Origin of the sequence: Variovorax sp. MSC1_012 (assembly GCF_023667525.1) — a bacterium.
Lineage (GTDB): Bacteria > Pseudomonadota > Gammaproteobacteria > Burkholderiales > Burkholderiaceae_C > Variovorax > Variovorax beijingensis_B.
In genome coordinates this window covers 2472530-2494709 of the sequence record NZ_CM174443.1, presented here as the reverse complement: position 1 = coordinate 2494709, position 22180 = coordinate 2472530, and the positions used below count along the sequence as shown (strand labels likewise).

Sequence of the window (22180 nt, the reverse complement as noted above, 5' to 3'; positions counted from 1 at the left end):
CATCCCACGCAAACAGGAAATCCCTTCATGCAACGTACCGAGAGCCTTGCCGCTGCCGCCGCCTATTTCGACGATGGCGGCTTCTTTGCCGACCTGCAGCGGCGCGTCGCCTTCCGCACCGAGAGCGACACCGGCGCCGCCACGCCCGCGCTCGGCGCCTACCTGCGCGACGAACTGGTGCCGCCGCTGGCGGCGCTGGGTTTCGAATGCGAGATCGTCGAGAACCCGGTGGCCGGCGGCGGGCCCTTCCTGATCGCGCGGCGCATCGAAGACCCTGCACTGCCCACCGTGCTGAGCTACGGCCATGGCGATGTGGTGAGCGGGCAGGACGCGCACTGGGACGAAGGCCTCGGACCCTGGGCGCTCACCGTGCGCGGCGACCGCTGGTACGGGCGCGGCACGGCCGACAACAAGGGCCAGCACAGCATCGCGCTCGGCGGGCTGGCCGCCGCGCTGCGCGCGCGGGGCGGGCGCCTGGGCTACAACATCACCTGGCTCATCGAGACCGGCGAAGAGGCCGCGTCGCCGGGCCTGCACGCGGTGTGCGAGCAGCAGCGCGACCGGCTGCGCGCCGACCTGTTCATCGCCAGCGACGGGCCGCGCGTGAGCGCGGAGCGGCCCACGCTGTTCCTGGGCTCGCGCGGCGCCGTCAACTTCAGCTTGAGGCTGCGCGCCAGGGCAAGGGGCTACCACTCGGGCAACTGGGGCGGCGTGCTCGCCAATCCGGGCACCGTGCTGAGCCATGCAGTCGCATCGCTGGTGGACGCGCGCGGGCGCATCCTCGTCGAGGCCTTGCGGCCGCCTGGAATTCCGCAGGGCGTGCGCGAGGCGCTGGCCGACATTGCCATCGGCGGCGGCGCGGACGATCCCGCACTCGACGAAGGCTGGGGCGAGCCCGGCCTGAGCCCGGCCGAGCGGCTGGTGGCGTGGAACACCATCGAGGTGCTCGCGCTCGGCGCCGGCTCGCCGCAGCGGCCCGTCAATGCGATTCCATCCGAGGCGGCGGCGCATTGTCAGCTGCGCTTCGTGGTCGGAACGCCGTGGCGCGAACTCGCGAGCATCGTGCGCACCCACCTCGATGCGCATGGCTTCGGCGATGTGGAAGTGAAGGTCACGCTGGAAGGCGCGGCGACGCGGCTCGACGTGGAGAACCCCTGGGTCGACTGGGCCCGCCGCTCCATCGAGGAGAGCAGCGGCCAGCGCGTCGACCTGCTGCCCAACCTCGCGGGCTCGCTGCCCAACGATGTGTTTGCCGACCTGCTGGGGCTGCCCACGCTGTGGGTGCCGCATTCGTACCCGGCCTGTGCGCAGCACGCGCCCAACGAGCACCTGCTGGCGCCGCTGGCACGCGAGGGCCTGCAGATCATGGCGGGCCTCTACTGGGACCTGGGCGAGCCGGGGCTCGCGCCGTGGGCCGCCGGTAAAACGCCGCACGCCGCTGCTGCCTGATTTCTCTTCCTGGACGAACCCCAATGAAAACTGCTCTCTTCCATCGGCTCCGTGGCCTGCTGGTCTGCGCCTTGGCGCTCGTCGCCTTCCATGCGCCCGCGCAAGAAAAATGGCCCGACAGGCCCGTGAAGCTGGTCGTGCCCTTTCCGCCGGGCGGCGGCACCGACATCGTTGCGCGGGCGATGGGGCAGGGCCTGTCGGAGCGGCTCGGCCAGCCCGTGGTCATCGACAACAAGCCGGGCGCAGCCACCATCATCGGCACCGACGCCGTCGCCAAGGCCGCGCCCGACGGCTACACGCTGCTGCTCTCGGGCTCCACCAGCTACAGCGTGAACCCTGCGCTGCGCGCCAGGCTGCCCTACGACCCGGTGCGTGACCTCGCGCCCATTGCCATCGTGGCGCGCACGCCGCTCGTGCTGGTGGTGGGTGCCGGCACGCCGTGGCGCTCGCTGCCCGAGCTCATCGCCGCCGCCAAGGCCAAGCCGAAGAGCATCCGCTATGCCACCTTCGGCGCCGGCTCGGGGCCGCACCTCGCGGGCGAGCTGCTCGCGCTGGCCGCGGGCATCCAGCTGCAGGACATTCCGTACAAGGGCAGCAGCCAGGGATCGATGGCGGTGATCGGCGGCGAGATAGAGGTCGGCATCGACACCGTGGCGGCCGTGGCGCCACATGTGCGCTCGGGCAAGCTGCGCGCCCTGGGCATCGTGGGTGCGGCGCGCTCGAGCATGCTGCCCGAGGTGCGCACCCTCACCGAACAGGGTCTGCCCGATGCCACCTTCGACGCCTGGTACGGCTTTGCCGCGCCGGCGCGCACGCCGGCTCCGGTGCTCGACAAGCTGGCGCGTGCTGTCACGGCCACGATGGGCAGCCCGGCCCTGCAGGCGCAACTGCGCGCGCAGGGCATGGAGCCTGTCGCCATCGGTGCGGCGGCGTTCCGCAGCCAGATGGAGGGCGAGATTTCCCGCTACCGCGCACTGGCCCACCGCGCGGGCATCGCGGCGGAATAAAAGCGGCTCTTCAGGCGGGCGCGCCGACGAAGTCGCGCAGCGCGAACAGCACTTCGTCGGGTGCCTCGCTCATCAGCGAATGGCCCGCATGCACGGTCACCACCTTGCTCTTCCTTGCCTTTGTCACGAGCGCCTTGGTGGCGCGCGGCGGCGTCATCTGGTCGGCATCGCCGAGCAGGAACAGCACCGGGCACTGCACGGCTTCGATCGCTTTCTCGCCGTTCGCATAGTCGTTGCAGGCTTTGAAGCCGATGTGGAATACGTTGGCGTCGCGGTTGCTCGCGAGCACGCGCCGCATCAGCGCGCGCGAGCTGCCGTAGAGCCAGGTGCCGGGGCCGAGCGAGGAGGGCGGCGGCGCCAGCAGCGAATGCGAGAAGGTGTTGACCATCGCGATGGCGCGCTGCGGGTCGTTGAGCGCGCCGTCGAGCAGCGCGGGCGACACGGCCATCGGGTAGGCGGTGCCCACCAGCGCCAGATGCGTCACCCGCTCAGGCGCGCGCGACGCGGCTTCGAGCGCGATCAGCGAGCCGAAGCTGTGGCCCACGAGCGCAGCCTTCTGCACGCCGGCCGCATCGAGCAGCGCGATGACGAACTGCGCCGCGTCTTCCACGCTGGCGGCCGGCGGGCCTTCGCTCCTGCAGTGGCCGGGCAGGTCGACTGCGAGTACGTTCCAGCCGTGGTTGGCGAACCAGCGGCTTTGCAGGATCCACACGCTGTGGTCGTTGAGCACGCCGTGGATGAACACCACGGTCGGCTTGTTCGCATCGAAAACCTTGCCACCGGTGTAGCAGTAGGTGGTGTGGCTGTTGACGGTGTAGTTCATGTCAGTTGCTCCACCGGATGTTGTGTTTTAGGTGCTCTTGTCCAGGGCGCTTGCACAGGCCACCGGGTACTCCCCTGCGCGAATGTCCCCCGGCTTCGCCTCCTCCTTTATTTCGCTGCGGGGAGCACCCGGCGCCCTGTGCACGCTGGGCGCTGCCGTTGTTCCGCTCGATCAACCGCTGCTCCGAACAACGATCACGCTGATGGGGTGCCTTGCGCAGCGAAATAAAGGAGGAGGCCGCAGGCCGGGGGACATTCGCGGAGCAAGGTACCCCGTCGGCGTGATCGCGCCCTGAATGAGGGGCAACGCGAGGCAAGGAAAAGCAAGGTCTCATTCCTGGGCTCCCGCCTTTTCCGCCGCCTTGAGCGCACGCTTCAGGTCGTCGATCAAATCGGCCGGGTCCTCGAGCCCGATCGAGAGACGGATCGTCCCTTGGGAAATGCCCGCCCCCGCCAGCGCCTCGTCGGTCATGCGGAAATGCGTGGTGCTCGCCGGATGGATCACCAGGCTGCGGCAGTCGCCCACGTTCGCCAGATGGCTGAAGAGCTTCAGCGCCTCGATGAACGCCTTGCCCTGCGCGCGGCTGCCCTTGATGTCGAAGCTGAACACCGCGCCTGCGCCGCGCGCACCGTGGCGCAACAGCTTCTGCGCCAATGCATGGCTGGGGTGCGATTCGATCAGCGGATGCCCCACGCGCGACACGAACGGATGGCTCGCGAGGAACTCGACCACCTTCTGCGTGTTGTCGATGTGGCGCTCCATGCGCAGCGGCAGCGTCTCGATGCCCTGCAGGATCAGCCAGGCCGTGTGCGGGCTCATCGAGGCGCCGAAGTCGCGCAGCCCTTCGCGCCGGGCGCGCAACAGGAACGCACCGACCGTGCTCTCCTCGCTGAAGACCATGTTGTGAAAGCCGTCATAGGCCTGCGTGAGCTCCGCGAATTTGCCCGACTTTTCCCAGTCGAAGCTGCCGCCGTCGACCACCACCCCGCCAATCACCGTGCCATGGCCCGAGAGGAACTTGGTGGCCGAGTGGTAGACCAGGTCGGCCCCCCAGTCGAAGGGCTTGATGAGGTAGGGCGAGGTGAGCGTGGAATCGACCAGCAGCGGCACGCCGGCTGTGTGGGCGATGTCGCTCACCGCCGGGATGTCGAGCACATCCAGCCCGGGGTTGCCCACGGTTTCGCCGAACAGGAGCTTGGTTTCGGGCCGGATCGCGGCGCGCCAGCCGTCCAGGTCGCCGGGCTTCACGAAGGTGGTGTCGATGCCGAAGCGCCGCATCGTGTAGTGCAGCAGGTTCTGCGAGCCGCCGTAGAGCGCGGTGCTCGCCACGATGTGGGAGCCGGCGCCCATGAGCGTGGCCACCGACAGGTGCAGCGCGGCCTGGCCGCTGGCGGTGGCAATGGCGCCAATGCCGCCTTCGAGCGCCGAGACGCGCTGTTCGAGCACCGCGTTGGTCGGATTGCTGATGCGCGAATAGACATGGCCCGCGCGCTCGAGGTTGAAGAGCGCCGCCGCATGGTCGCTCGACTCGAAGACGAAGGAGGTGGTGAGGTGGATCGGCACCGCCCGCGCGCCGGTGGCGGGGTCGGGCGCGGCGCCGGCATGCAGCGCCAGGGTGTCGAAGCCGGGGTCGGAATAGCCGGGCATGGGAGCCTTTCTGGGTTCGTTCGCAATGCCCCGTTACGTCTGCTGATCATGCGCGCGCAACATGGGCGTGGGAGTCGGCGCCGATTGTGGGCTATATTCAAATCGGTACCGCCGCCGAGAACGATTTCCGAGAGGAGCACACGATGAAAGTCAGCGACATCCTTCGCGTCAAGGGCAACACGCTCTTCACCATCACGCCCGACGACCTGCTGGCCGAAGCCGTCAACACCATGGCGGAAAAGGACATCGGCTCGCTGGTGGTCATGGAACACGGCGACCTGGTCGGCATGCTCACCTTCCGGGAAGTGATCCTGGCCATTGTCGACAACGGCGGCCAGGTGGGCGGCACGCTGGTGCGCAAGGCCATGGACGACGCGCCCGTGACATGCACGCTCGAAACCGACCTCGACGAAATCCGCCGCATCATGCTGGAGCGCCACGCGCGCTACATGCCCGTGATGGACAAGCGCATGCTGATGGGCGTGATCAGCTTCTACGACGTGGCCAAGGCCGTGGTCGACAGCCAGAACTTCGAGAACAAGATGCTCAAGGCTTATATCCGCGACTGGCCCGAAGAGCAGTAACCAGCCACGCGCCGGCTCTGGCCGGCTGGCTTATTCCTTGATATTGGCTGACTGCACGATCTTCTGATTGCGGGCGTATTCGGCCTGGACGAACTGACCGAACTGCTCGGGCGTGCCGCTGCCGGGCAGGGCGCCCTGCTCGTTGAGCTTGGCCCGCACCTGCTCCTCGGCGAGCACTGCGTTCAGTTCCTGGTTGAGGCGGGCCACGACGGCCGGCGGAGTCCGGGCGGGGGCGAAGATGCCGGTCCAGCTCACCATGTCATAGCCCTTGAGGCCCGGCATCTCGTTGAAGGTGGGCACGTTGGGCAGCGCGGCAAGGCGCTGGCTGCCGGTGATGCCCAGCGCCTTCAGGCGGTTGCCGTTCACGTGCGGAATGGCGCTGGTGCTGACCAGCATCGCCAGGTCGACCTGGTTGCCGATCACGTCGGTGGCAATCTGCGCGCCGCCGCGGTAGGGCACATGGGTCACGAAGATGCCGCTGCGCTGCTTGAGAAGTTCCATGGCCAGCTGCAGCACCGTGCCCACGCCCGAGGTGGCGTAGTTGTAGGCGCCAGGCTTGGCCTTGGCGAGCTTCACGAAGTCGGCATAGGTCTGCGCCTCCAGGCCGGGCCGCGCCACCAGCACCATCGGCGCGGTGTTGAGCATGCCGACCGGCGCCAGGTCCTTGAGCGGATCGAACTTGAAGGCCGAAGGGTTGACCAACCGCCCGATGGCGATGGCGCTGTCGGGCCCGACCACCAGCGTGTAGCCGTCGGGTGCCGCGTTCACGGCCTTGGCCACGCCGATGGCGCCGCCCGCGCCGCTCACGTTCTCGATGACGACCGACTGCTTCAGCCGCTCGCCCAGCCGCGTGGCAACGAGGCGCGCGTTGACGTCCACGCTGCCGCCCGCCGTGTAGGGAACGATCAGCGTGATCGGCTTGGCGGTGGGCCATGCGCCTTGGGCAAGTGCCGCGATCGGCAGCATCGAGCAGAGGGTTGCGGCAAGAAGAAGGCGGCGAGGGGTGTTCATGGCGTAGGTCATTGCGGGTGGGCGGGATGCGGCGCTTGCGCAAGGCCGGCGCGCAGCGTGTCGAACTCGCGGCTCCATTGCGTGCGCCAGGCGCGACGCTGGGTGTCGTCGATCCATGCGCCGTCGAGCCCGTTGTGCATGAAGCCGCGCAGATCGTCCAGCCCGAAGCCGAAGTCGCGCGCCATCATCAGCCAGGCCTGGGTGGGCGTGACCTTGTGCAGCGTCGGGTCGTCGGTATTGGGATGGATGCGCAGGCCCAGGCCGGGCATGCGGCGGATGGGATGGTCGAGCGCCCAGCGTTCCGGCGGCAAGGTGCGCAGGTAGTAGGAGTTGGTGGGCACCACGGTGAAGATGACGCCGCGCTCGGCGCACTGGCGCGCGAAATCGGGCTGGTCGACCACCGTGTAGCCGTGGTCGATGCGGTCCACCTGCAGCACCTCGAGCGCGGTGCGCACGTTGGTCCACGGCATGCCGAACTCGCCCGCATGCGCAGTGGCCTTGAGCCCCGCGCGCCGCGCCTCGGCATAGGCGCGCGCGAACAGCTCGGGCGGCCGGTCGACCTCGCGGTAGTCGATGCCGATGCCGATCACCTCGTCGCAGCGGTGCGCCTTGACCCACTCCACCATCTCCACGGCGGCCTCGGGGCTGGCCTCGCGGTCGATCGCGGCGATGAGCCGGCCGGTGATGCCGAATTCCTGCTGCGCGTCCTGGATGGCGCGGACGATCGCGCCCTGCGCCATCGGATAGGCAATGCCGGAGCCGTGCACGGTGCCGGTCGGGTTCCAGAAGAATTCGGCGTAGCGCACGTTGTGGGCCGCCGCGTCCTCGAGGTATTCGCGCGTCAACTGGTAGAGGTCGCCGGGGCTGCGCACCAACTGCGCGTCGAGCGCGCGCAGCACGCGCAGCACACCCACCGGCTTTTCCCCGCGCGTGTAGAAGCCTTCGACGTCCTCGGCCGCGAGCGGCGAGCCGGCGCGGTGGTTGAGCTGCCGGAAGGTTTCGTGGCGCACCGTGCCGAACAGGTGGCAATGCAGCTCCAACTTGGGAATCGCATGCAGCATCGATTCCAGCGTGAAGGGCGGCGAGGCGGGGCTGGTCATGCCGGCCAGTCTAGGGATGGCCGCTCCATAAGCAAAATTTTGAATTTCTATAATTTGATTCATCGAATCGATAACCAAGACGCCATGGCCTCCTTGCCGCTCCGCGCGCTCACCTTGCGTCAGCTTCAGTTCTTCTCGGTGCTGGTGGAAGAAGGGCACTTCGGCCGCGCGGCGCGCCGGCTGGCCATCACCCAGCCGGCGCTCAGCAACGCGATCAAGCAGATGGAAAAACTGCTCGGCGCCGAGCTGCTGACCCGCTCCACCCACCGCCTCGAGCTCACGCCGGTGGGCGCCGAGGTGCTGGCACGCACCGATTTCCTGGTCAATACCTTCGAGGTGGCGCTGCGCGACATCGAAAGCACCGTGCAGCGTGGGCGGGCCTTCGTGCGCGTGGGCGTGATCCCGTCGGCCAGCGCGCGCGTGACGGCCGCGGCCAGCGAGTTTCTTCAAGCCGGCGAGCGCGAGCTCGAGATCGCCTGGCGCGATGCGCCTTCGACCACCTTGCTGGCCGAGCTGCGCAGCGGCCAGCTCGACATGGCGGTGGCCGCCATCACCGAGCCGCCGGGCGGGCTGGCCTGCGTCGACCTGTTCCGCGATCCGCTGGTGCTGGTGGTGCGCCGCGACCATGTGCTGGCGGCAATTGGGGATGCGAGCTGGGAGGCCATCGGCCGCGAGCGGCTGGTGCTGTTCGAGAGCGGCAGCATGCCGGCGCTCGGCAACCCGGCGCGCGCGCAGTTCGAGCAAGGCCCCGAGCCCTACCGCGTGAGCTATTCCGAAACGCTCTATGCGCTGGTGCGCAGCGGGCAGGCGCTGGGATTGATGCCGCGGCTCTACACCGCGCTGCTGCGGGACCCCGATCTGGTGGTGCTGCCGCTGCTCAAGCCGCGCGTCGAGCGCCGCGTGGTGCTGGCCTACCTGCCGGGACCGATGCGCAACGTGGCGGCGCAGGAACTGATTGCGTTCCTGCGCGAGCGGCTGCCGCAGGCTGGCGAAGCGACGGTGCGGCGCGTGGCCTCGAAGGAGCGGCGCAGCCGGCGCTGAAGCCGGGCGTCCAGAACCGAAGGCTCAGTGCAGCTCGGCCGCGGCGTGGATGGTCTCGCGCACGCGCGGATAGATCTGCGCGTTCCACTTGCTGCCGCTGAAAACGCCGTAGTGCCCCACGCCGGCCTGCAGGTGATGCACCTTGAGATAGGGCCGGATGCCGGTGCAGAGGTCTTGCGCCGCCACCGTCTGGCCGACCGAGCAGATGTCGTCGCGCTCGCCTTCCACCGTGAGCAGCGCGGTGCGGCGGATGGCCGCCGGGTTCACCGTGCGGTCGCCCACGGTGAGCACGCCGCGCGGCAGGTCGTAGGTCTGGAACACGCGCTCCACGGTCTCCAGGTAGAACTCGGCCGGCAGGTCGTTCACCGCCAGGTACTCGTCGTAGAAGGTGCCGATGGTGCGGGCCTTCTCGATGTCGCCCTCGACCAGGTGGCGGACCATGTCCTGGAACTGCTTCTTGTGGCGCTCGGGGTTCATGCTCAGGAAGGCCGAGAGCTGCAGGAAGCCCGGGTACACGCGCCGCATCAAGCCGGCATGCGGCCACGGCACATGGCTGATGAGGTTGCGGCGGAACCACTCGATCGGCTTGCTGTTGGCGAGCTCGTTCACGCCCGTGGGGTTGATGCGGCAATCGACCGGGCCGGCCATGAGCGTGAGGCTGCGCGGCGTGGCGGGGTTGTCGTCCTCGGCCATCAGCGCCGTGGCTGCCAGCGCGGACACGCAGGGCTGGCAGACCGCGACCATGTGCACGCCGGGACCGACGGCTTCGAGAAACCGGATGAGCTGCAGCGTGTAGTCGTCCAGGCTGAAGCCACCATGCCACAGCGGTACGTCACGCGCGTTGTGCCAGTCGGTCAGGTACACGTCGTGGTCGCGCAGCAGGGTGCGCACGGTTTCGCGCAGCAGCGTCGCGAAATGGCCCGACAGTGGTGCGACCAGCAGCACGGGCGGGTGCACAGCCTGCGTCTCCTTGCGGAAATGCAGCAGCGTGCCGAAGGGCGAGACCAGCGTTTTCTCCTCGTGCACCGCGGTCTCCACGCCTTCGACCGGCACGCTGGCAATGCCGTAGTCGGGACGCGAATGGGTCAGCCGCATGCGCGAAAACACTTCGAACTGCGCGGCCATGCGCCGCATCATGGTGCGGTCGGTGCCGTCCTTCCAGAGGGCCCGGCCGAGGTACTGGGCTGCAAGCCGGGAGGGCGAGAGCAGGTCGGCTTGGTTCTGGTAGGCCCGGTACAGCATGAAAGTAGTACAGGCAAGTTGCGGGCCAAGCGGTGGCACAGGCCTTGCACGCCCCATGGAGCCAACCGGCAGCAGGCAGCCCGTCAAGGAGATCCACGATGGCCAAACCCGTTCTCACGATCAGCAGCAAGAACTACGGCGCCTGGGCGCTGCGCGGCTGGCTGATGTGCAGGCTGGCCGGGCTCGACTTCAGCGAGAAGATCATTCCGCCCGACGATCCGGCCATGAAGGCCGAGATGCTGCTGCTTTCGTCGTCGATGCTGGTGCCCTCGCTGCAGCACGGCGGCGTCAAGGTGTGGGACACGCTGGCCATCGGCGAATACCTGAACGAGATCAAGCCCAAGGGCGGGCTGCTGCCGGCCGACATCCAGGCCCGCGCGCACTGCCGCGCCATCTGCGGCGAGATGCATTCGGGCTTCGCTTCGATGCGCGGCGCATTGCCGATGAACATCAAGGCCCGGTTTCGCGGCTTCAAGATCTGGTCGCGCGCGCAGGCCGACATCGACCGCGTCGTGGCCATCTGGCGCGAATGCCTGAAGACCTACGGCGGCCCGTTCCTGTTCGGCAAGCAGCCCGGCATGGCCGACGCGATGTATGCGCCGGTGGTCACGCGCTTCCTGAGCTATGACGTGCCGCTGGACAGCGCCTGCGCCGCGTACTGCAAGCGCGTGATGGACCTTCCCGCCATGCAGGAATGGGTGGCCGCCGCGAAGGAAGAGCCCGAGGAAATCGACGAGCTCGACGCCGAGTTCTAGCCAGGGCCTGTTAACGCCATGGAAGGGGTCGCGAAGCTCGCCACAGCCCGCCCATCAAGGCGCGTGACGCCGTGCGTGCGTCCGCACGCACAAGGAGCGCAACGCCGAGGGGCGGGCTGTGGCGAGCTTCCCTGCGGGTTGCTTCGCCAAGGGGCCGTCTGCGGCGTTGCCCGCGCTTGCAAGGCCAAAGCCTTGCTGCGCCCGGGCGCCTTGCATCCAGCCCCTTGGCGAAGCAACGCGATCCCCTTCCATGGCGTTAACAGGCCCTAGCGCCGGAACATCCGCAGGTCGAGCGGGCTTTCCTCGCCGAGCCACATGGCATGCGCCGTGTGGTCGGCGAAGTCGTCGCCCGTGACCCCGTGCACGAAGATGTCGAGGCCGTTGCGGTGGGCTTCGAGCCATTCGATCACCTGGTCGAACTCGGCCGCATCGAACGCCAGCTGGCAGCTCCAGCGCGTGTGAGGCCCCACCAGCCGTTCGTGCACGCGGCCGACCACCACCATCAGTTCGCGGCCCGCCTGTTCGCACAGCTGCCTGGCCTGCGCCACCGTTGCGGGGTCGAAGTAGACGTGGGCGTGGTATTGCGGATAGAGGTTTTCGGGGCGGCGCGGCATGGTCTGGTCATTGTGGCCCCAACCGGAAGCGCCCGCTGTAGCGGAACACGTCGCCGAACCAGCGGTGGCGCAGCACCATCTTCATGGTGAAGCGGTCGGCATCGTGCGGGTCGGGCCGCTCCTCGACGTAGGCGGTGCCCAGCAGCAGGCCGAGCGGCAGCGGCAGGCGCAGCCTGCCAAGGCGCCAGATATAGCCGAGGTCGCGGAACACCAGCGCGCCTTCTTCCGCGCTCACGGCCAGGCGCATGCCGATGCCGAAGCGCACGTACTCGATCACCTCGCCGCCGCCTCCGGCGGCCGCATGCGCCATGTGCGAGCGGAAGTGAAACGGCGCGCGCCCCTCGAAGCTGAAGATGCGGTCCCAGTACAGGAGCGCGTTGTCGGGCCGGCAGCGGTAGTGCACCTCGATCGGCACGCCGGTGCCGGTGTAGGGAACGAGCGCGCCGAACAGGCGGCCGAAGGGCATCAGCAGGCGCGCCCAGGGGGCGTGATGCACTTCGTCCATCGTTCCGCGCACGCACACGTGGGCGTTCGAGAACGGCGCCATGGCGTAGTGCCGGCGGATCACGTCGCCGAGCTGGTCCCAGCCAGCGCCGAGCACCTGCTGGAAGACGGGGCGCGTGTCCTTCATGCGGCCGCCGCGGCTGCCGTTTCGCTGCGCACCTTGTAGAAGCGCAGGATGTGCTCGGAGAAGTCACCCAGCAGGAACTGCGCCACCCGGTCGGCATACCAGTTGAAGCGCGTGCTCACGCGCCAGGAAACATCGATGCGAAGCTCCGTGCCGCCATCGTGCGGCGTGAGCGTGTAGGCCGAATCGCGCAGGTCGAAATAGTGGCCGCCGATCACCACGTGGTCGTCCAGCGCGCCGGCGGGAAAGGAGTCGGGCGAGAAGCGGTAGCGCCACTTCACGCGCTGCAGCGGCTGCCACTCGGTGATGATTTCGTCGAAGTGCACGTCCTTCTGCCATTGCACCTTGCGCACGCGGCCCTCGGGCGTATTTTGGGTCACGCCCGCCACCGGCATCGGCACGCCGATGCGGTAGGCCCAGGCATCGCCGACTTCGCTCGGGCGGATGTCCCGCGCATCGTTGAGTTCATGCCACACGCGCTCGGCGGGCGCGGCGATGAAGAGGGTGCGCGAGGTGCTCGAGATCTGCTCGGGGTTGGGCCAGTTCGGCTCGACGGCACCCAGCGCGAGCGGCAGCACCGCGAAGCCGTAGAGCGCCGGCCTGGGCCAGTCGGTCACGCGGCAGACGATGCCCATCGCGAGCCCGCCGAGGCTGCCCATCACGCTGAAGAGGGGAACGATCACCACCGCGCAGACTATCCCTTCGATGAAGACCAGCAGCGTGCCGACGACGAACAGCGCGGTCGAGACCCACGGTGCCCAGATGTAGTAGCCCCAGCTGCGCCGCTCGATGCGCTCGGCCATGTAGACCGTGACCGCGCCGCACACGGCGGGGGCGAGGTAGATGAACGAACCCAGCATGGCCGAGAAGCGCTGGCCCGGCAGGCCGCTGAAGGCAATGCGCAGCACCAGCGCGGCGGCCGCGCCGACGAGCAGTGGCCAGAACCACGCGAAGGGAATGGGGTGCCTGGGCATGTCGCGCACCTGCGCGTCGGTGGGCGGGTGCTCGGGGGGCGTGGCTTGGCCGGATTCGGTGCTCATGGAAATTGCTTCTCCTCGCTGCGCCTGGCCGTCACCATGCAGTAGTCGAAATCGCGCCAGAAAAGGCCCAGCACCAGCGCGCAATAGCTGGCCACGATGTGCTTGCGGCGCCAGGGGCTGAGCCTGCCGCGCGCCTTCCAGAGTTCGGCCAGCGCGAAGCGCGTGGCAAGCACCGGGATGTGCAGCGCACTGGGCGCCACGCGCCAGCGCAGCGACCGCACCTCGATGTCTTCGAAGCCGTTGTTGCGCAGGGCGGCGACGAAATCGTCCCGCACCGCCAGCGTGGGCACGGCCCAGCTGTCGGCCCACAGGCGGTGCAGCCAGCCGGCGCTGCGGCCGGGCTTCTCGCGCAGCAGGAAGCCGTCGATCACCGCGAGCCGTGCGCCGGGCTTCAGCAGGCGGGCCGCCTCGCGCACGAAATCGGCCTTGGCCGTGCCGCTCGCGTAGCAGGCGCTTTCCACGGCCCAGGCACCATCGGCCTGTGCGCTGGGCAGGCCGGTGCGGGTGTAGTCGGCTTCGATGTGCGCCACCCGGTCGGCCACGCCCGCGCCGGCATCGAGCCGCACGGCGATGCGGTTCTGCACCGCCACGTTGGTGACCGTGACGGCAAACAGCGAGGGGTCGTCGCCCACCAGCGTGCGCGCGGTGGCGCCGGCGCCGCAGCCAAGGTCGACCACGCAGCGGCGCTGCGTGCTTTCCTGCACTGGCCGGGGCTCGTCGAGCTTCAGCGCGCGGCCGACGGCGCGGTTCATTTCCACCAGCATGCCTTCGCGCCGCAGCGGATTCAGGCCGGGCCGCCAGAAGCCGAAGTGCATGTTGTAGCTGGGGCTCCATGCGCGGTAGTCGTCGGCCACCTCGGTGAAATAGTCCTGCGTGTCGGCCTTGGTGACGGAGGCTTCGGACGGCGCGGATGTTCGTGGCGCGGTGCGGGCGCCGGAAGGAGGGAAATCGGGCTGGAAGACATTGGTCACGAGAGCTCCTTTTTTCAGATCCGGCAATTGCCGCCGGCACAGGTGCGGGATGAGCGCGCGGCCTTGCCCGCGAGCAGGGCCACCAGCCAACGCGGCAGCCGGTATCGGTTGCGCGCGAGCACCGCATAGGCGCGGTCGGCCAGCGGCGCGAGCAGCGGCAGATCGAGCAGGAAGCTGCCGCTCGGCAGCCCGACGGCATCGCGGCAGGCGCGGATGGCGGGAACGCCCACGAACAGCCGTCCCGCGGCGTCGACGGCGTGGATCGCGGTCATCAGCGCCTCGCGCGGGGCCGGGCCCGCGTCGAAGCCGGCGGGCGAGCAGTCGACGAGGTTCAGGCGGGCTGCGGCATCGCGCGCCTTCATTGCATTCATTTCTGCCGTGCACAAGGCGCAGGTGGCATCGAAGTAGACGGTCAGCGGGAAGGCGGCGAGGGCGGGCATGAGGTTTGTTTTCGTTGTTTCTGTCAAAACAGAAATAATGGGGCAAAAAAAGAGCAGCTCAGATCATCGGCAGGCTGGCGTGGTGGGCATCGGGGTCGTCGTCCTTCCTGGGGGGCGCGGGAGTTGCCGCCGGCGCCGCATCGCCGCGAACGAACTTCTGCACGCTGGCCCCCAGCGTCAGCACCTTGTCGAGCGTGCCGGGCGAGAGCCGCAGCATTTCGTCGGCCCAGGTGGCGAGCTTGCTCATGAGGTCCATGGTGGAGCGGATGCGGTCCTGCGCATCGGCGGGCTCCTTCTGGAAGTCGGGGCTGGAGACGATCTCGCGCAGCACGCGGATGGTCGGATCAAACTCGCGTTCCTTGCGCTCGCGCACCACGGTGCGGAACAGCTCCCAGACGTCGACGCTGGTTTCGAAATAGTCGCGCCGGTCGCCCAGGATGTGCGTCACGCGCACGAGGTTCCAGGCCTGCAGTTCCTTCAGGCTGTTGCTCACGTTGGAGCGGGCCACGCCCAGCGTGTCGGAGAGCTCTTCTGCATGCATGGGCTTGCCGTGCGCGAACAGCAGCGCATGGATCTGCGAGACCGTGCGGTTGACGCCCCACATGGAGCCCATTTCTCCCCAGTGGAGAACGAACTTGCGTTGGATGTCGGTGAGTTCCATGCTTCGGAGTCTAGGATTTTAGAAATTTCTGTCAATAGAGAAATAAAAATCAGCTTGCCTGCGGAAAAGCTTTGGAATACTGTGTAAACATACAGTATTCGAGAGAAAGGACCTGCCATGCCGGCCGCCCGGATTCCCATCCATGCCATCAAGGGCCGCGGCGCGGCCACGCGCCTGGCGCACCGCTTTTCGCGCGACGAGCGCAATGCCTTCGACGATGGCTGGGGCACGCTCGAAGAAAGCGCGGCCGAAGCCGAGGAACTGCCGCCGCTCGCCACCGAAGTGCGCTTCGAGGACGTGAAGTCGGTGCTCAACGCAAACGACTCGCCCGATATTTCCTTCGACCGCTCGCTCAACCCGTACCGCGGCTGCGAGCACGGCTGCATCTACTGCTTTGCACGGCCCACGCACAGCTACCTCAATCTCTCGCCGGGGCTCGACTTCGAGACCAGGCTCATCGCCAAGCGCAACATCGTCGAGGTGTTGCGTGCCGAGCTCGGCCGCAGGAGCTACCGGCCCAGCCACATCGCCATCGGCACCGCCACCGACTGCTACCAGCCGATCGAACGCGAACTGCGGCTCACCCGGTCGGTGATCGAGCTGCTGAAGGAAACGCGGCATCCATTTGCGCTGGTCACCAAATCGAGCGCGGTGGAGCGCGACCTCGACCTGATCGCACCCATGGCCGCCGAGCACCTGGCCGCGGTGTACATCACCGTGACCACGCTCGACGGCGAGCTGGCCCGCAAGCTGGAGCCGCGCGCCGCCGCGCCGCACCGGCGGCTGCGCACCATACGCACGCTGGCCGAGGCGGGCGTGCCGGTGGGCGTGAGCGTGGCGCCGCAGATTCCCTTCGTCAACGAAGACATGGAACAGGTGCTCGAAGCCGCCTGGGCCGCCGGTGCGCGCAACGCCTTCTACACGGTGATCCGGCTGCCCTGGGAGGTGGCGCCGCTCTTCAAGGAGTGGCTCGAGCTGCACTACCCGCAGCGCGCGGACCGCATCATGGCGCGCATCCACGAGATGCGCGGCGGCAAGGACTACGACGCCGACTTCGCCACGCGCATGAAGGGCGCCGGGTTGTGGGCCGACCTGATCCGCCAGCGCTTCGAGAAGGCGGCGAACCGCATCGGCTTCAACCGCGAGCGCATTGCGCTCGACCTCGGCGCGTTCCGGCCGCCGGGCGCTGCGGGGCAGGGCAGCCTGTTCTAGGATCAGCCGCTGCGGTCGTGCCTGTCCGGCGAAAAAGCGCTGCATCATGAGGAAGTGGCTTCAAGTTCCGCCGATGCACGGAGAATATCTCCGCGATTTCATCAAGAAGGGTATGTATGAACGGGCTTTGGCTGGTCGTGATGGGTGTTTCGGGCTGCGGCAAATCGAGCCTCGGGGCCGCGCTGGCGGTGGGATTCGGGCTGCCGCTGATCGAGGGCGACGACTACCACCCGCCGGCCAATGCCGAGAAGATGAGCCGCGGCATCGCGCTGACCGACGCGGACCGCGCCGGCTGGCTCGCAACGCTGGGGCAGAAGCTGGCCGCTGCGCCGCAGGGCGCGGTGCTGACCTGCTCTGCGCTCAAGCGCAGCTACCGGGAGCAGCTGCGCGCGGCCGTGCCGGGCCTGCGCTTCGTGTTCATGGAGATCGAACGCGCCGAATCCGAGCGCCGCGTGGCCGCGCGGGCCGGGGCGGGCGAGCACACCTTCCCCGCGAGCCTTGTGGCCAACCAGTTCGCGACGCTGGAGTCACCGGTCGGCGAGCCGGGCGTGCTTGCGGTCGACGCAACCGAGCCGCTGGGGGTGCTGGTCGGGCAGGTGAAGGCCTGGTTGCCGGCGGGCTGATTTGCAGGGGTCAGCCGATGACTTCCGGCCAGTTGGTATGGAAGAACTCGCCGGCCGGCTTGTCCACGCGCTCGTAGGTGTGGGCCCCGAAGAAGTCCCGCTGCGCCTGCAGCAGGTTCGCCGGCAGCCGCTCGGTGCGGTAGCTGTCGTAGTAGGCGAGCGAGGCGCTGAACGCCGGCACCGGAATGCCGTTGCCCACCGCCAGCGCCACCACCTCGCGCCAGTTCTGCTGCGTGCGGTTGAGCAGGTCCTTGAAGAAGGGGTCGAGCATCAGGTTGCCCAGTGACGGGTCGCTGCGGTAGGCGTCGGTGATGCGGTTCAGGAAGCGCGCGCGGATGATGCAGCCGCCGCGCCAGATGGCCGCGATGCGGCCGAGGTCGAGCTTCCACTCCTTCTTCTCGCCCATGGTCTGGATCAGGTCGAAGCCCTGCGTGTAGCTGACCACCTTCGAGGCATAGAGCGCGTCGTGCACCTTGGCCACCAGCGCCTTCTTGTCGAGCGAGAGTTCGATCTTCGGCCCCTGCAGCAGCTTGCTGGCCGCCACGCGCGCCTTCTTCTGCGACGACAGCACGCGCGCCTCCACGGCGGCATTGATGGTGCTGATGACCACCGCGTTCTCGGCCGCGTTGACCAGCGTCCACTGGCCCGTGCCCTTCTGGCCGGCCTTGTCGAGAATGAGCTCGACGATCGGCTGCCCGGTCTCCGGGTCCTTCTGCTCGAGCGCCTTGGCGGTGATCTGGATCAGGTAGCTTTGCAGCTCGCCCTCGTTCCATTCGCTGAAGACCGCCGCCATCTCGTCGGTGCTGAAGCCGGCCGCCTTGAACAGGCTGTAGGCCTCGCAGATCAGCTGCATGTCGCCGTACTCGATGCCGTTGTGCACCATCTTCACGTAGTGGCCCGCGCCGCCGGGGCCGATGTGGATCACGCAGGGCTCGCCGTCGACCTTGGCCGCGATGCTCTCGAAGATCGGCTTCATCACTTCCCAGGTGGAGAGCGGGCCGCCCGGCATGATCGACGGCCCCTTGCGCGCGCCTTCCTCGCCGCCCGAGACGCCGGCGCCGATGAAACGCAGGCCCTTGGTCTGGAGATAGGCGTCGCGGCGCTCGGTGTCGGTGTAGAGGCTGTTGCCGCCGTCGATCACGATGTCGTCCTTGTCGAGCAGGGGGATCAATTGCTCGATGACCTGGTCGACCGGTGCGCCGGCCTTCACCATGATCTGGATCTTGCGCGGCCGGGCCAGGCTCTGCACGAACTCCTCCAGCGTCTTGGCGCCGACCAGCTTCTTGCCGGGGTGGGCGGCCACGAAGGCCTCGGTGGTGGCTTCGGTGCGGTTGTACACGCTGACTTGGAAGCCGCGGCTTTCCACGTTCAGCACCAGGTTCTGGCCCATCACGGCCAGGCCGATCAATCCGAAATCGCTCTTGTTGTTGCTCATGGCCCTTCTTTCGTCTGCGGTGGATGTGACGGGCATTGTGCCGGGGGCGCCGCGCAACCGCAGCCGCAGGCGCCTATGGCCGGTCGGGATGCAGGGGCGCCGGCGTTTCAGCCGCCGAACAGCGCATCGAACACGCGGATCGATGCATAGGCGTCATTGGCCGCATAGCGCATCTGCGCTTCGGTCAGCTGCCTGTTGGCCCAGTTCGAGGTGGTCGCCTTGCGCGACTTCACGAAGCGCCGGTTGAAGACCAGCGCCACGGCCGCCTTTACGCCCACCGACTTGCGGTAGCCGCGGCGACGGAACTCGCTGTCGATGTCGAACACAGCCTTCGGCTCGATGTTGAGGCGGTTGCGTATCAGCGTGAGATCGGTCGACAGGCCGAAGCCGACCTTGCGCAGTTCGGTGGACGCAATCAGCGTTGCGACCACCGGGTTGCATTCGGTGCGGTGCAGCTGGAACAGCCAGGCGGTCTCGCGCGTGGCGAACTGCACCACGTGCGGGCCGCCCGAGACTTCGTTCTTCGCGAAGGTGGGCTTGGATTCGGTGTCGAATCCCGCGATGCCGGCGGCCAGCAATTCGGCGGCGGCATGTTCGGCGTCCTGCAGCGTGGAAACGACCACGATGTCTTTCAGGTCCAGGCCTTCGAAGGGTTCGAGCAGCGCGATCTGCTCGCGTTCGGGAAGGGGCGGCAGCGCGGGAGGGTTGTCGCTCACGAGGGGGCTGCTTTCTTTTTCTTCACTGGGGCTTTCCTGGGAGGAGTTTTCTTGGCGGCAGCCACGGTCTTTTTCTTCTTCGGAGGCTGGCCCGAACGCAGGGCCGCTTCATAGGCGCGGCGGCCCCAGAGCGCGGCTTCCTCGCGGTCTTCGAAAAGATCGGCCGGGGCCAACCGGTACGACATGGGCATCGCCTTGCCTTCGCGCACATAGGTGAAGGGCGGCAGGTTCAGCCTGTCGAAATGCTCGGCGCTGCCGGCATCGGACTTGAGGTAGAGCGTGTCCTTGGCAACGAGCGCGATCATGCGGCCCTCGTGCCACACGCCGTGGCCGCCGAACATGCGGCGCGTTTCGATGCGGCCGAGGCGCTCGAAAACTTCGTGCAGGCTTTGTACGAATGCGCTCATCGGGCAAGCTTCCAGCGGCTCATGCGGTGATCTCGATCCGGTTGCCGTCGGGGTCGAGCACCACGCTCTCGTAATAGCCGTCGCCGGTGCGGCGCGGGCCGTCGAGCAGCGGGTAGCCATCCGACTCTAGCCGCTGCGTCAGTTCGTCGACGGCAGTCTCCGAACCCACGCTGATGGCCAGGTGCGTCCAGCCCATGCGCTGCGCGCCGGGTTCGGCGGGCACTGGCGAGAGCGTGCGGGTGGTCATGGCCTCGATGCGGGCGCCATCGCCCAGGCTCAGGAAGCAGGACGCAAAGCCCTTGGCCGGATTGACATAGCCCGCACCGGCCGTGGCGCCGAAGTAGTCGACGTAGAAGCGCTTGCACCGTTCGAGATCGGTGGTCCAGAGGGCAATGTGATCGATGCGCATGAAGAAACCGGGGAAAGGCGAGCGCTCAGCCGATACGCCGCGACTGTGATGGCGGGCCCGCCGGATACCAATGGTAGGCGACCCGTTCGCGTCCGCTGGCCGGGTGCCGGTCGACGGCGCCGCGCACGAGGCCGTAGCGTTCGTAGAAGCGCTGCGCCGCGGTATTGCTGGTGGCCACGTGAAGCTTCCAGCCGAACGGCATGCGCACGCTGGCTTCGTCGAGCAGTGCCTGCCCCAGGCCCTGGTTGCGAAGATGGGGCTCGACGAACAGCTGCGCCACGTATTCGCGCCGCACCAGCAGCACCATGAAGGCGAGCACCTGGCCTTCGCGCTCGGCCAGCACCACGTCGGCGGGTGGTATGAATTCGGTTTGCACGCGCCGCAGCCAATGCGTGATCGGCTCGATGACGGCGGCATTCCGGTTGGCCGCAATCCAGGCGCGGCGCCAGATGCCGGCCAGCGCCAGGCTCTCTTCGGCGGCACCGTCGCGGGACCGCAACTGGAAGGCGGGAATCTGTGCTGCGGACATGCGCCCCATGATAAGCCGGCCGTGGGCCGCGGTCGATCAGCCGCGCAGCGTCTGCGCGTGGTGTGCGATGTGGTCCGCCATGAAGGTCTGGATGAAGTAGTAGCCGTGGTCGTAGCCCGCATGGCGGCGCAGCGTGAGCGGCTGGCCGGCGGCAAAGCAGGCGGCCTCGAAGGCTTCGGGGTACAGCTGTTCGGCCAGGAATTTGTCGGCCAGTCCCTGGTCGATCAGTATGCCTTGCGGATAGGGTACGGCGGTCTGCGATTTCATGAGCGCGCTGGCGTCGTGCGCGAGCCATTGCGCGCGGTCGCCGCCGGGCTCGCCCAGGTAGCCGCCGAGCGCCTTCTGGCCCCATGGGCATTGCGTGGGCGCGCAGATGGGCGCGAAGGCCGACAAGGACTTGAAGCGCCCCGGATGCCGCAGCGCCAGCGTGAGCGCGCCGTGGCCGCCCATCGAATGGCCGAAGATGCCCAGCTGCTGGTCGTCGATGGCAAAGTGCCGCCCCACCAGCGGCAGCAACTCCTGCACGATCCAGCTTTCCATGCGCCAGTGGGTCGACCAGGGCGCCTCGGTGGCGTCGAGGTAGAAGCCCGCACCAACGCCGAAGTCCCAGTGGGCGGTGGCGCCGGGCAGGTTTTCGGCGATGCTGCCGCGAGGGCTGGTGTCGGCCGCGATCAACGCCAGGCCCAGGCTGGCGGCCATGCGCTGCGCACCGGCCTTCACTGCAAAGGTTTCCTCGTTGCAGGTCAGCCCCGCAAGATAGAGCAGGGCCGGCACGCGCTCGTGCGCGGCCTGCGGCGGCAGATAGACCGAAAAGCGCATCGGCAGGCCGATCTCGTGCGAGGCGTGCTCGTGGAAGCTTTGCACGCCGCCGAAGGCATGGTGCTCGGAAAGGGTCTTGAGGGAGTCGGTCATCGGGAAGTGTTGTGGTGCCGCAATGCGGGCACGAGTTCGAGCACGGCGTCGGCAAAGATGCGCGGCGCCTCCTGCGGCAGGTTGTGGCCCGCGCCGGGCACCAGGCGGTGCGAGCGCGGGCCGCTGAAGCGCTGCGCATGGGCCGAGGCATCGGCGGGCGGCCGCACGCCGTCGTCGATGCCGTCGAAGGTGATGGCGGGCACGGTGATCACGGGCTGCGCGGCCAGCCGGCGCTCGATGTCCGCGTAGGCCGGGTCGCCTGCAACCAGGCCGAAGCGATGCCGGTACGAGTGGATCACCACCTCGACGAAATCAGAGTGGTCGAAGGCCGCGGCGCTGCGTTCGAAGGTGGCCTCGTCGAACTTCCAGGTCGGCGACCAGAGCCGCCACAGCAGCCGCGTGAGCGACCTGCGGTCCTTCGCGAGGCCGGCGCGGCCGCGCTCGCTATGGAAGTAGTACTGGTACCAGAGGCTGTGCTCGTTTTCGGGCGTGTCCGGCTCCATCGCCTTGGCGATGTTCTGGATGTTGTAGCTGTTGAGCGAGACCAGGCCCGCGCAGCGCTCGGGCCACAGCGCCGCCACCACGCAGGCGGCGCGGCCGCCCCAGTCGTAGCCGGCGAGCACCGCGCGTTCGATCTTCAGCGCGTCGAGCAGCGCGAGCAGGTCGGCGCCGAAGGCCGCCTGTTCGCCCGAGCGCGGCGTGGCATCGCTCAGGAAGCGGGTGGCACCGTAGCCGCGCATGTATGGGACGATCACGCGGCAGCCTTGCTCCGCGAGCATCGGCGCGACCTCCGCGTAGGTGTGGATGTCGTACGGAAAGCCGTGCATCAGCAGCACGGGCGGCCCGCCCGAAGGCCCCGTTTCGTAATAGGCGATCTCGAGGACGCCCGCATCGATCTTGCGCAGGGGTTCCATGCGGTTCATG

25 protein-coding genes are annotated in these 22180 nt (G+C 68.1%); 7 read left to right on the top strand and 18 right to left on the bottom strand.

Annotated features, from left to right (window positions below; genetic code table 11):
• The first annotated feature begins 27 nt into the window (after positions 1–27).
• Both L1081_RS11820 and L1081_RS11815 read left to right on the top strand, forming a co-directional pair.
• Complete coding sequence (locus L1081_RS11820; RefSeq protein ID WP_489416566.1) at positions 28–1449, top strand: M20/M25/M40 family metallo-hydrolase; 1422 nt, start codon at positions 28–30, stop codon at positions 1447–1449.
• 23 nt (positions 1450–1472) lie between these two features.
• Entirely contained in the window at positions 1473–2456 is a 984-nt protein-coding gene (locus L1081_RS11815; RefSeq protein ID WP_489416565.1) for a tripartite tricarboxylate transporter substrate-binding protein, read from the top strand.
• 10 nt (positions 2457–2466) lie between these two features.
• Here the strand turns inward: L1081_RS11815 and L1081_RS11810 are convergent, their stop codons facing one another.
• Positions 2467–3279, bottom strand: a complete 813-nt coding sequence (locus L1081_RS11810) for an alpha/beta fold hydrolase (RefSeq protein WP_489416564.1) — start codon at positions 3277–3279, stop codon at positions 2467–2469.
• A 330-nt stretch (positions 3280–3609) separates the two neighbouring features.
• Positions 3610–4926 carry an O-acetylhomoserine aminocarboxypropyltransferase gene (locus L1081_RS11805; protein ID WP_489416563.1) on the bottom strand — a complete coding sequence of 439 codons (1317 nt, stop codon included), beginning with the start codon at positions 4924–4926 and terminating at the stop codon, positions 3610–3612.
• Positions 4927–5069: 143 nt separating this feature from the next.
• Here L1081_RS11805 and L1081_RS11800 point away from each other — a divergent pair, with 143 nt between their 5' ends.
• Positions 5070–5510, top strand: a complete 441-nt coding sequence (locus tag L1081_RS11800) for a CBS domain-containing protein (protein ID WP_055799807.1) — start codon at positions 5070–5072, stop codon at positions 5508–5510.
• A 30-nt stretch (positions 5511–5540) separates the two neighbouring features.
• On the opposite strand, the gene L1081_RS11795 is transcribed toward L1081_RS11800, so the two are convergent.
• Positions 5541–6521 (bottom strand): tripartite tricarboxylate transporter substrate-binding protein, encoded by a 981-nt coding sequence (locus L1081_RS11795; RefSeq protein WP_489416562.1) that lies wholly within the window; start codon positions 6519–6521, stop codon positions 5541–5543.
• 8 nt (positions 6522–6529) lie between these two features.
• A complete protein-coding gene (add, locus tag L1081_RS11790) occupies positions 6530–7621 on the bottom strand; it encodes an adenosine deaminase (RefSeq protein ID WP_489416561.1) in 1092 nt (363 codons plus the stop codon).
• A gap of 84 nt (positions 7622–7705) precedes the next feature.
• On the opposite strand from add, the gene L1081_RS11785 reads away from it, so the two are divergent.
• Positions 7706–8662 carry a LysR substrate-binding domain-containing protein gene (locus L1081_RS11785; RefSeq protein WP_489416560.1) on the top strand — a complete coding sequence of 319 codons (957 nt, stop codon included), beginning with the start codon at positions 7706–7708 and terminating at the stop codon, positions 8660–8662.
• A 24-nt stretch (positions 8663–8686) separates the two neighbouring features.
• On the opposite strand, the gene L1081_RS11780 is transcribed toward L1081_RS11785, so the two are convergent.
• Entirely contained in the window at positions 8687–9904 is a 1218-nt protein-coding gene (locus tag L1081_RS11780) for a polyhydroxyalkanoate depolymerase (protein ID WP_489416559.1), read from the bottom strand.
• Between the two features lie 98 nt (positions 9905–10002).
• Between L1081_RS11780 and L1081_RS11775 the strand changes: the two genes are divergently transcribed.
• A complete protein-coding gene (locus L1081_RS11775; RefSeq protein ID WP_489416558.1) occupies positions 10003–10659 on the top strand; it encodes a glutathione S-transferase C-terminal domain-containing protein in 657 nt (218 codons plus the stop codon).
• A 266-nt stretch (positions 10660–10925) separates the two neighbouring features.
• Here L1081_RS11775 and L1081_RS11770 read toward each other — a convergent pair whose 3' ends face one another.
• From L1081_RS11770 to L1081_RS11745, 6 genes are read right to left on the bottom strand one after another with little or no spacing between them, the layout of a single operon-like run.
• Positions 10926–11273, bottom strand: a complete 348-nt coding sequence (locus L1081_RS11770; protein WP_489416557.1) for a DOPA 4,5-dioxygenase family protein — start codon at positions 11271–11273, stop codon at positions 10926–10928.
• 7 nt (positions 11274–11280) lie between these two features.
• Positions 11281–11904 (bottom strand): DUF4166 domain-containing protein, encoded by a 624-nt coding sequence (locus L1081_RS11765; RefSeq protein WP_489416556.1) that lies wholly within the window; start codon positions 11902–11904, stop codon positions 11281–11283.
• A complete protein-coding gene (locus tag L1081_RS11760; RefSeq protein WP_489416555.1) occupies positions 11901–12941 on the bottom strand; it encodes an SRPBCC domain-containing protein in 1041 nt (346 codons plus the stop codon). The genes L1081_RS11765 and L1081_RS11760 overlap by 4 nt, the downstream gene beginning before the upstream one ends.
• Positions 12938–13912: a methyltransferase domain-containing protein gene (locus L1081_RS11755; protein WP_489416554.1), complete on the bottom strand. Its 975-nt coding sequence runs from the start codon at positions 13910–13912 to the stop codon at positions 12938–12940. Before L1081_RS11755 ends, L1081_RS11760 begins: the two co-directional genes overlap by 4 nt.
• A 14-nt stretch (positions 13913–13926) precedes the next feature.
• Positions 13927–14352: a DCC1-like thiol-disulfide oxidoreductase family protein gene (locus L1081_RS11750; protein ID WP_489416553.1), complete on the bottom strand. Its 426-nt coding sequence runs from the start codon at positions 14350–14352 to the stop codon at positions 13927–13929.
• Positions 14353–14410: 58 nt separating this feature from the next.
• Positions 14411–15013, bottom strand: a complete 603-nt coding sequence (locus tag L1081_RS11745; RefSeq protein ID WP_124961491.1) for a GbsR/MarR family transcriptional regulator — start codon at positions 15011–15013, stop codon at positions 14411–14413.
• Positions 15014–15130: 117 nt separating this feature from the next.
• Here L1081_RS11745 and L1081_RS11740 point away from each other — a divergent pair, with 117 nt between their 5' ends.
• Positions 15131–16225 (top strand): PA0069 family radical SAM protein, encoded by a 1095-nt coding sequence (locus L1081_RS11740; protein WP_489416552.1) that lies wholly within the window; start codon positions 15131–15133, stop codon positions 16223–16225.
• 116 nt (positions 16226–16341) lie between these two features.
• Positions 16342–16848: a gluconokinase, GntK/IdnK-type gene (locus tag L1081_RS11735; protein WP_489416551.1), complete on the top strand. Its 507-nt coding sequence runs from the start codon at positions 16342–16344 to the stop codon at positions 16846–16848.
• 10 nt (positions 16849–16858) lie between these two features.
• Here the strand turns inward: L1081_RS11735 and gnd are convergent, their stop codons facing one another.
• From gnd to L1081_RS11700, 7 genes are all read right to left on the bottom strand, one after another.
• Complete coding sequence (gene gnd / locus L1081_RS11730; RefSeq protein ID WP_489416550.1) at positions 16859–18283, bottom strand: decarboxylating NADP(+)-dependent phosphogluconate dehydrogenase; 1425 nt, start codon at positions 18281–18283, stop codon at positions 16859–16861.
• Between the two features lie 107 nt (positions 18284–18390).
• A complete protein-coding gene (locus L1081_RS11725; RefSeq protein ID WP_489416549.1) occupies positions 18391–18999 on the bottom strand; it encodes a 3'-5' exonuclease in 609 nt (202 codons plus the stop codon).
• Positions 18996–19406 carry a TfoX/Sxy family protein gene (locus tag L1081_RS11720; protein WP_489416548.1) on the bottom strand — a complete coding sequence of 137 codons (411 nt, stop codon included), beginning with the start codon at positions 19404–19406 and terminating at the stop codon, positions 18996–18998. Before L1081_RS11720 ends, L1081_RS11725 begins: the two co-directional genes overlap by 4 nt.
• 19 nt (positions 19407–19425) lie before the next feature.
• Positions 19426–19815: a VOC family protein gene (locus L1081_RS11715; RefSeq protein WP_489416547.1), complete on the bottom strand. Its 390-nt coding sequence runs from the start codon at positions 19813–19815 to the stop codon at positions 19426–19428.
• A gap of 25 nt (positions 19816–19840) precedes the next feature.
• Positions 19841–20344, bottom strand: coding sequence for a GNAT family N-acetyltransferase (locus tag L1081_RS11710; protein ID WP_489416546.1), 504 nt, complete (start codon positions 20342–20344; stop codon positions 19841–19843).
• Between the two features lie 36 nt (positions 20345–20380).
• The gene (fghA, locus tag L1081_RS11705; RefSeq protein ID WP_489416545.1) at positions 20381–21256 is read right to left on the bottom strand and encodes an S-formylglutathione hydrolase; all 876 of its coding nucleotides are present in this window, start codon (positions 21254–21256) and stop codon (positions 20381–20383) included.
• On the bottom strand, positions 21253–22179 hold the full coding sequence (locus tag L1081_RS11700; protein WP_489416544.1) for an alpha/beta fold hydrolase: 927 nt from the start codon (positions 22177–22179) through the stop codon (positions 21253–21255). Before L1081_RS11700 ends, fghA begins: the two co-directional genes overlap by 4 nt.
• Position 22180: the final 1 nt, after the last annotated feature.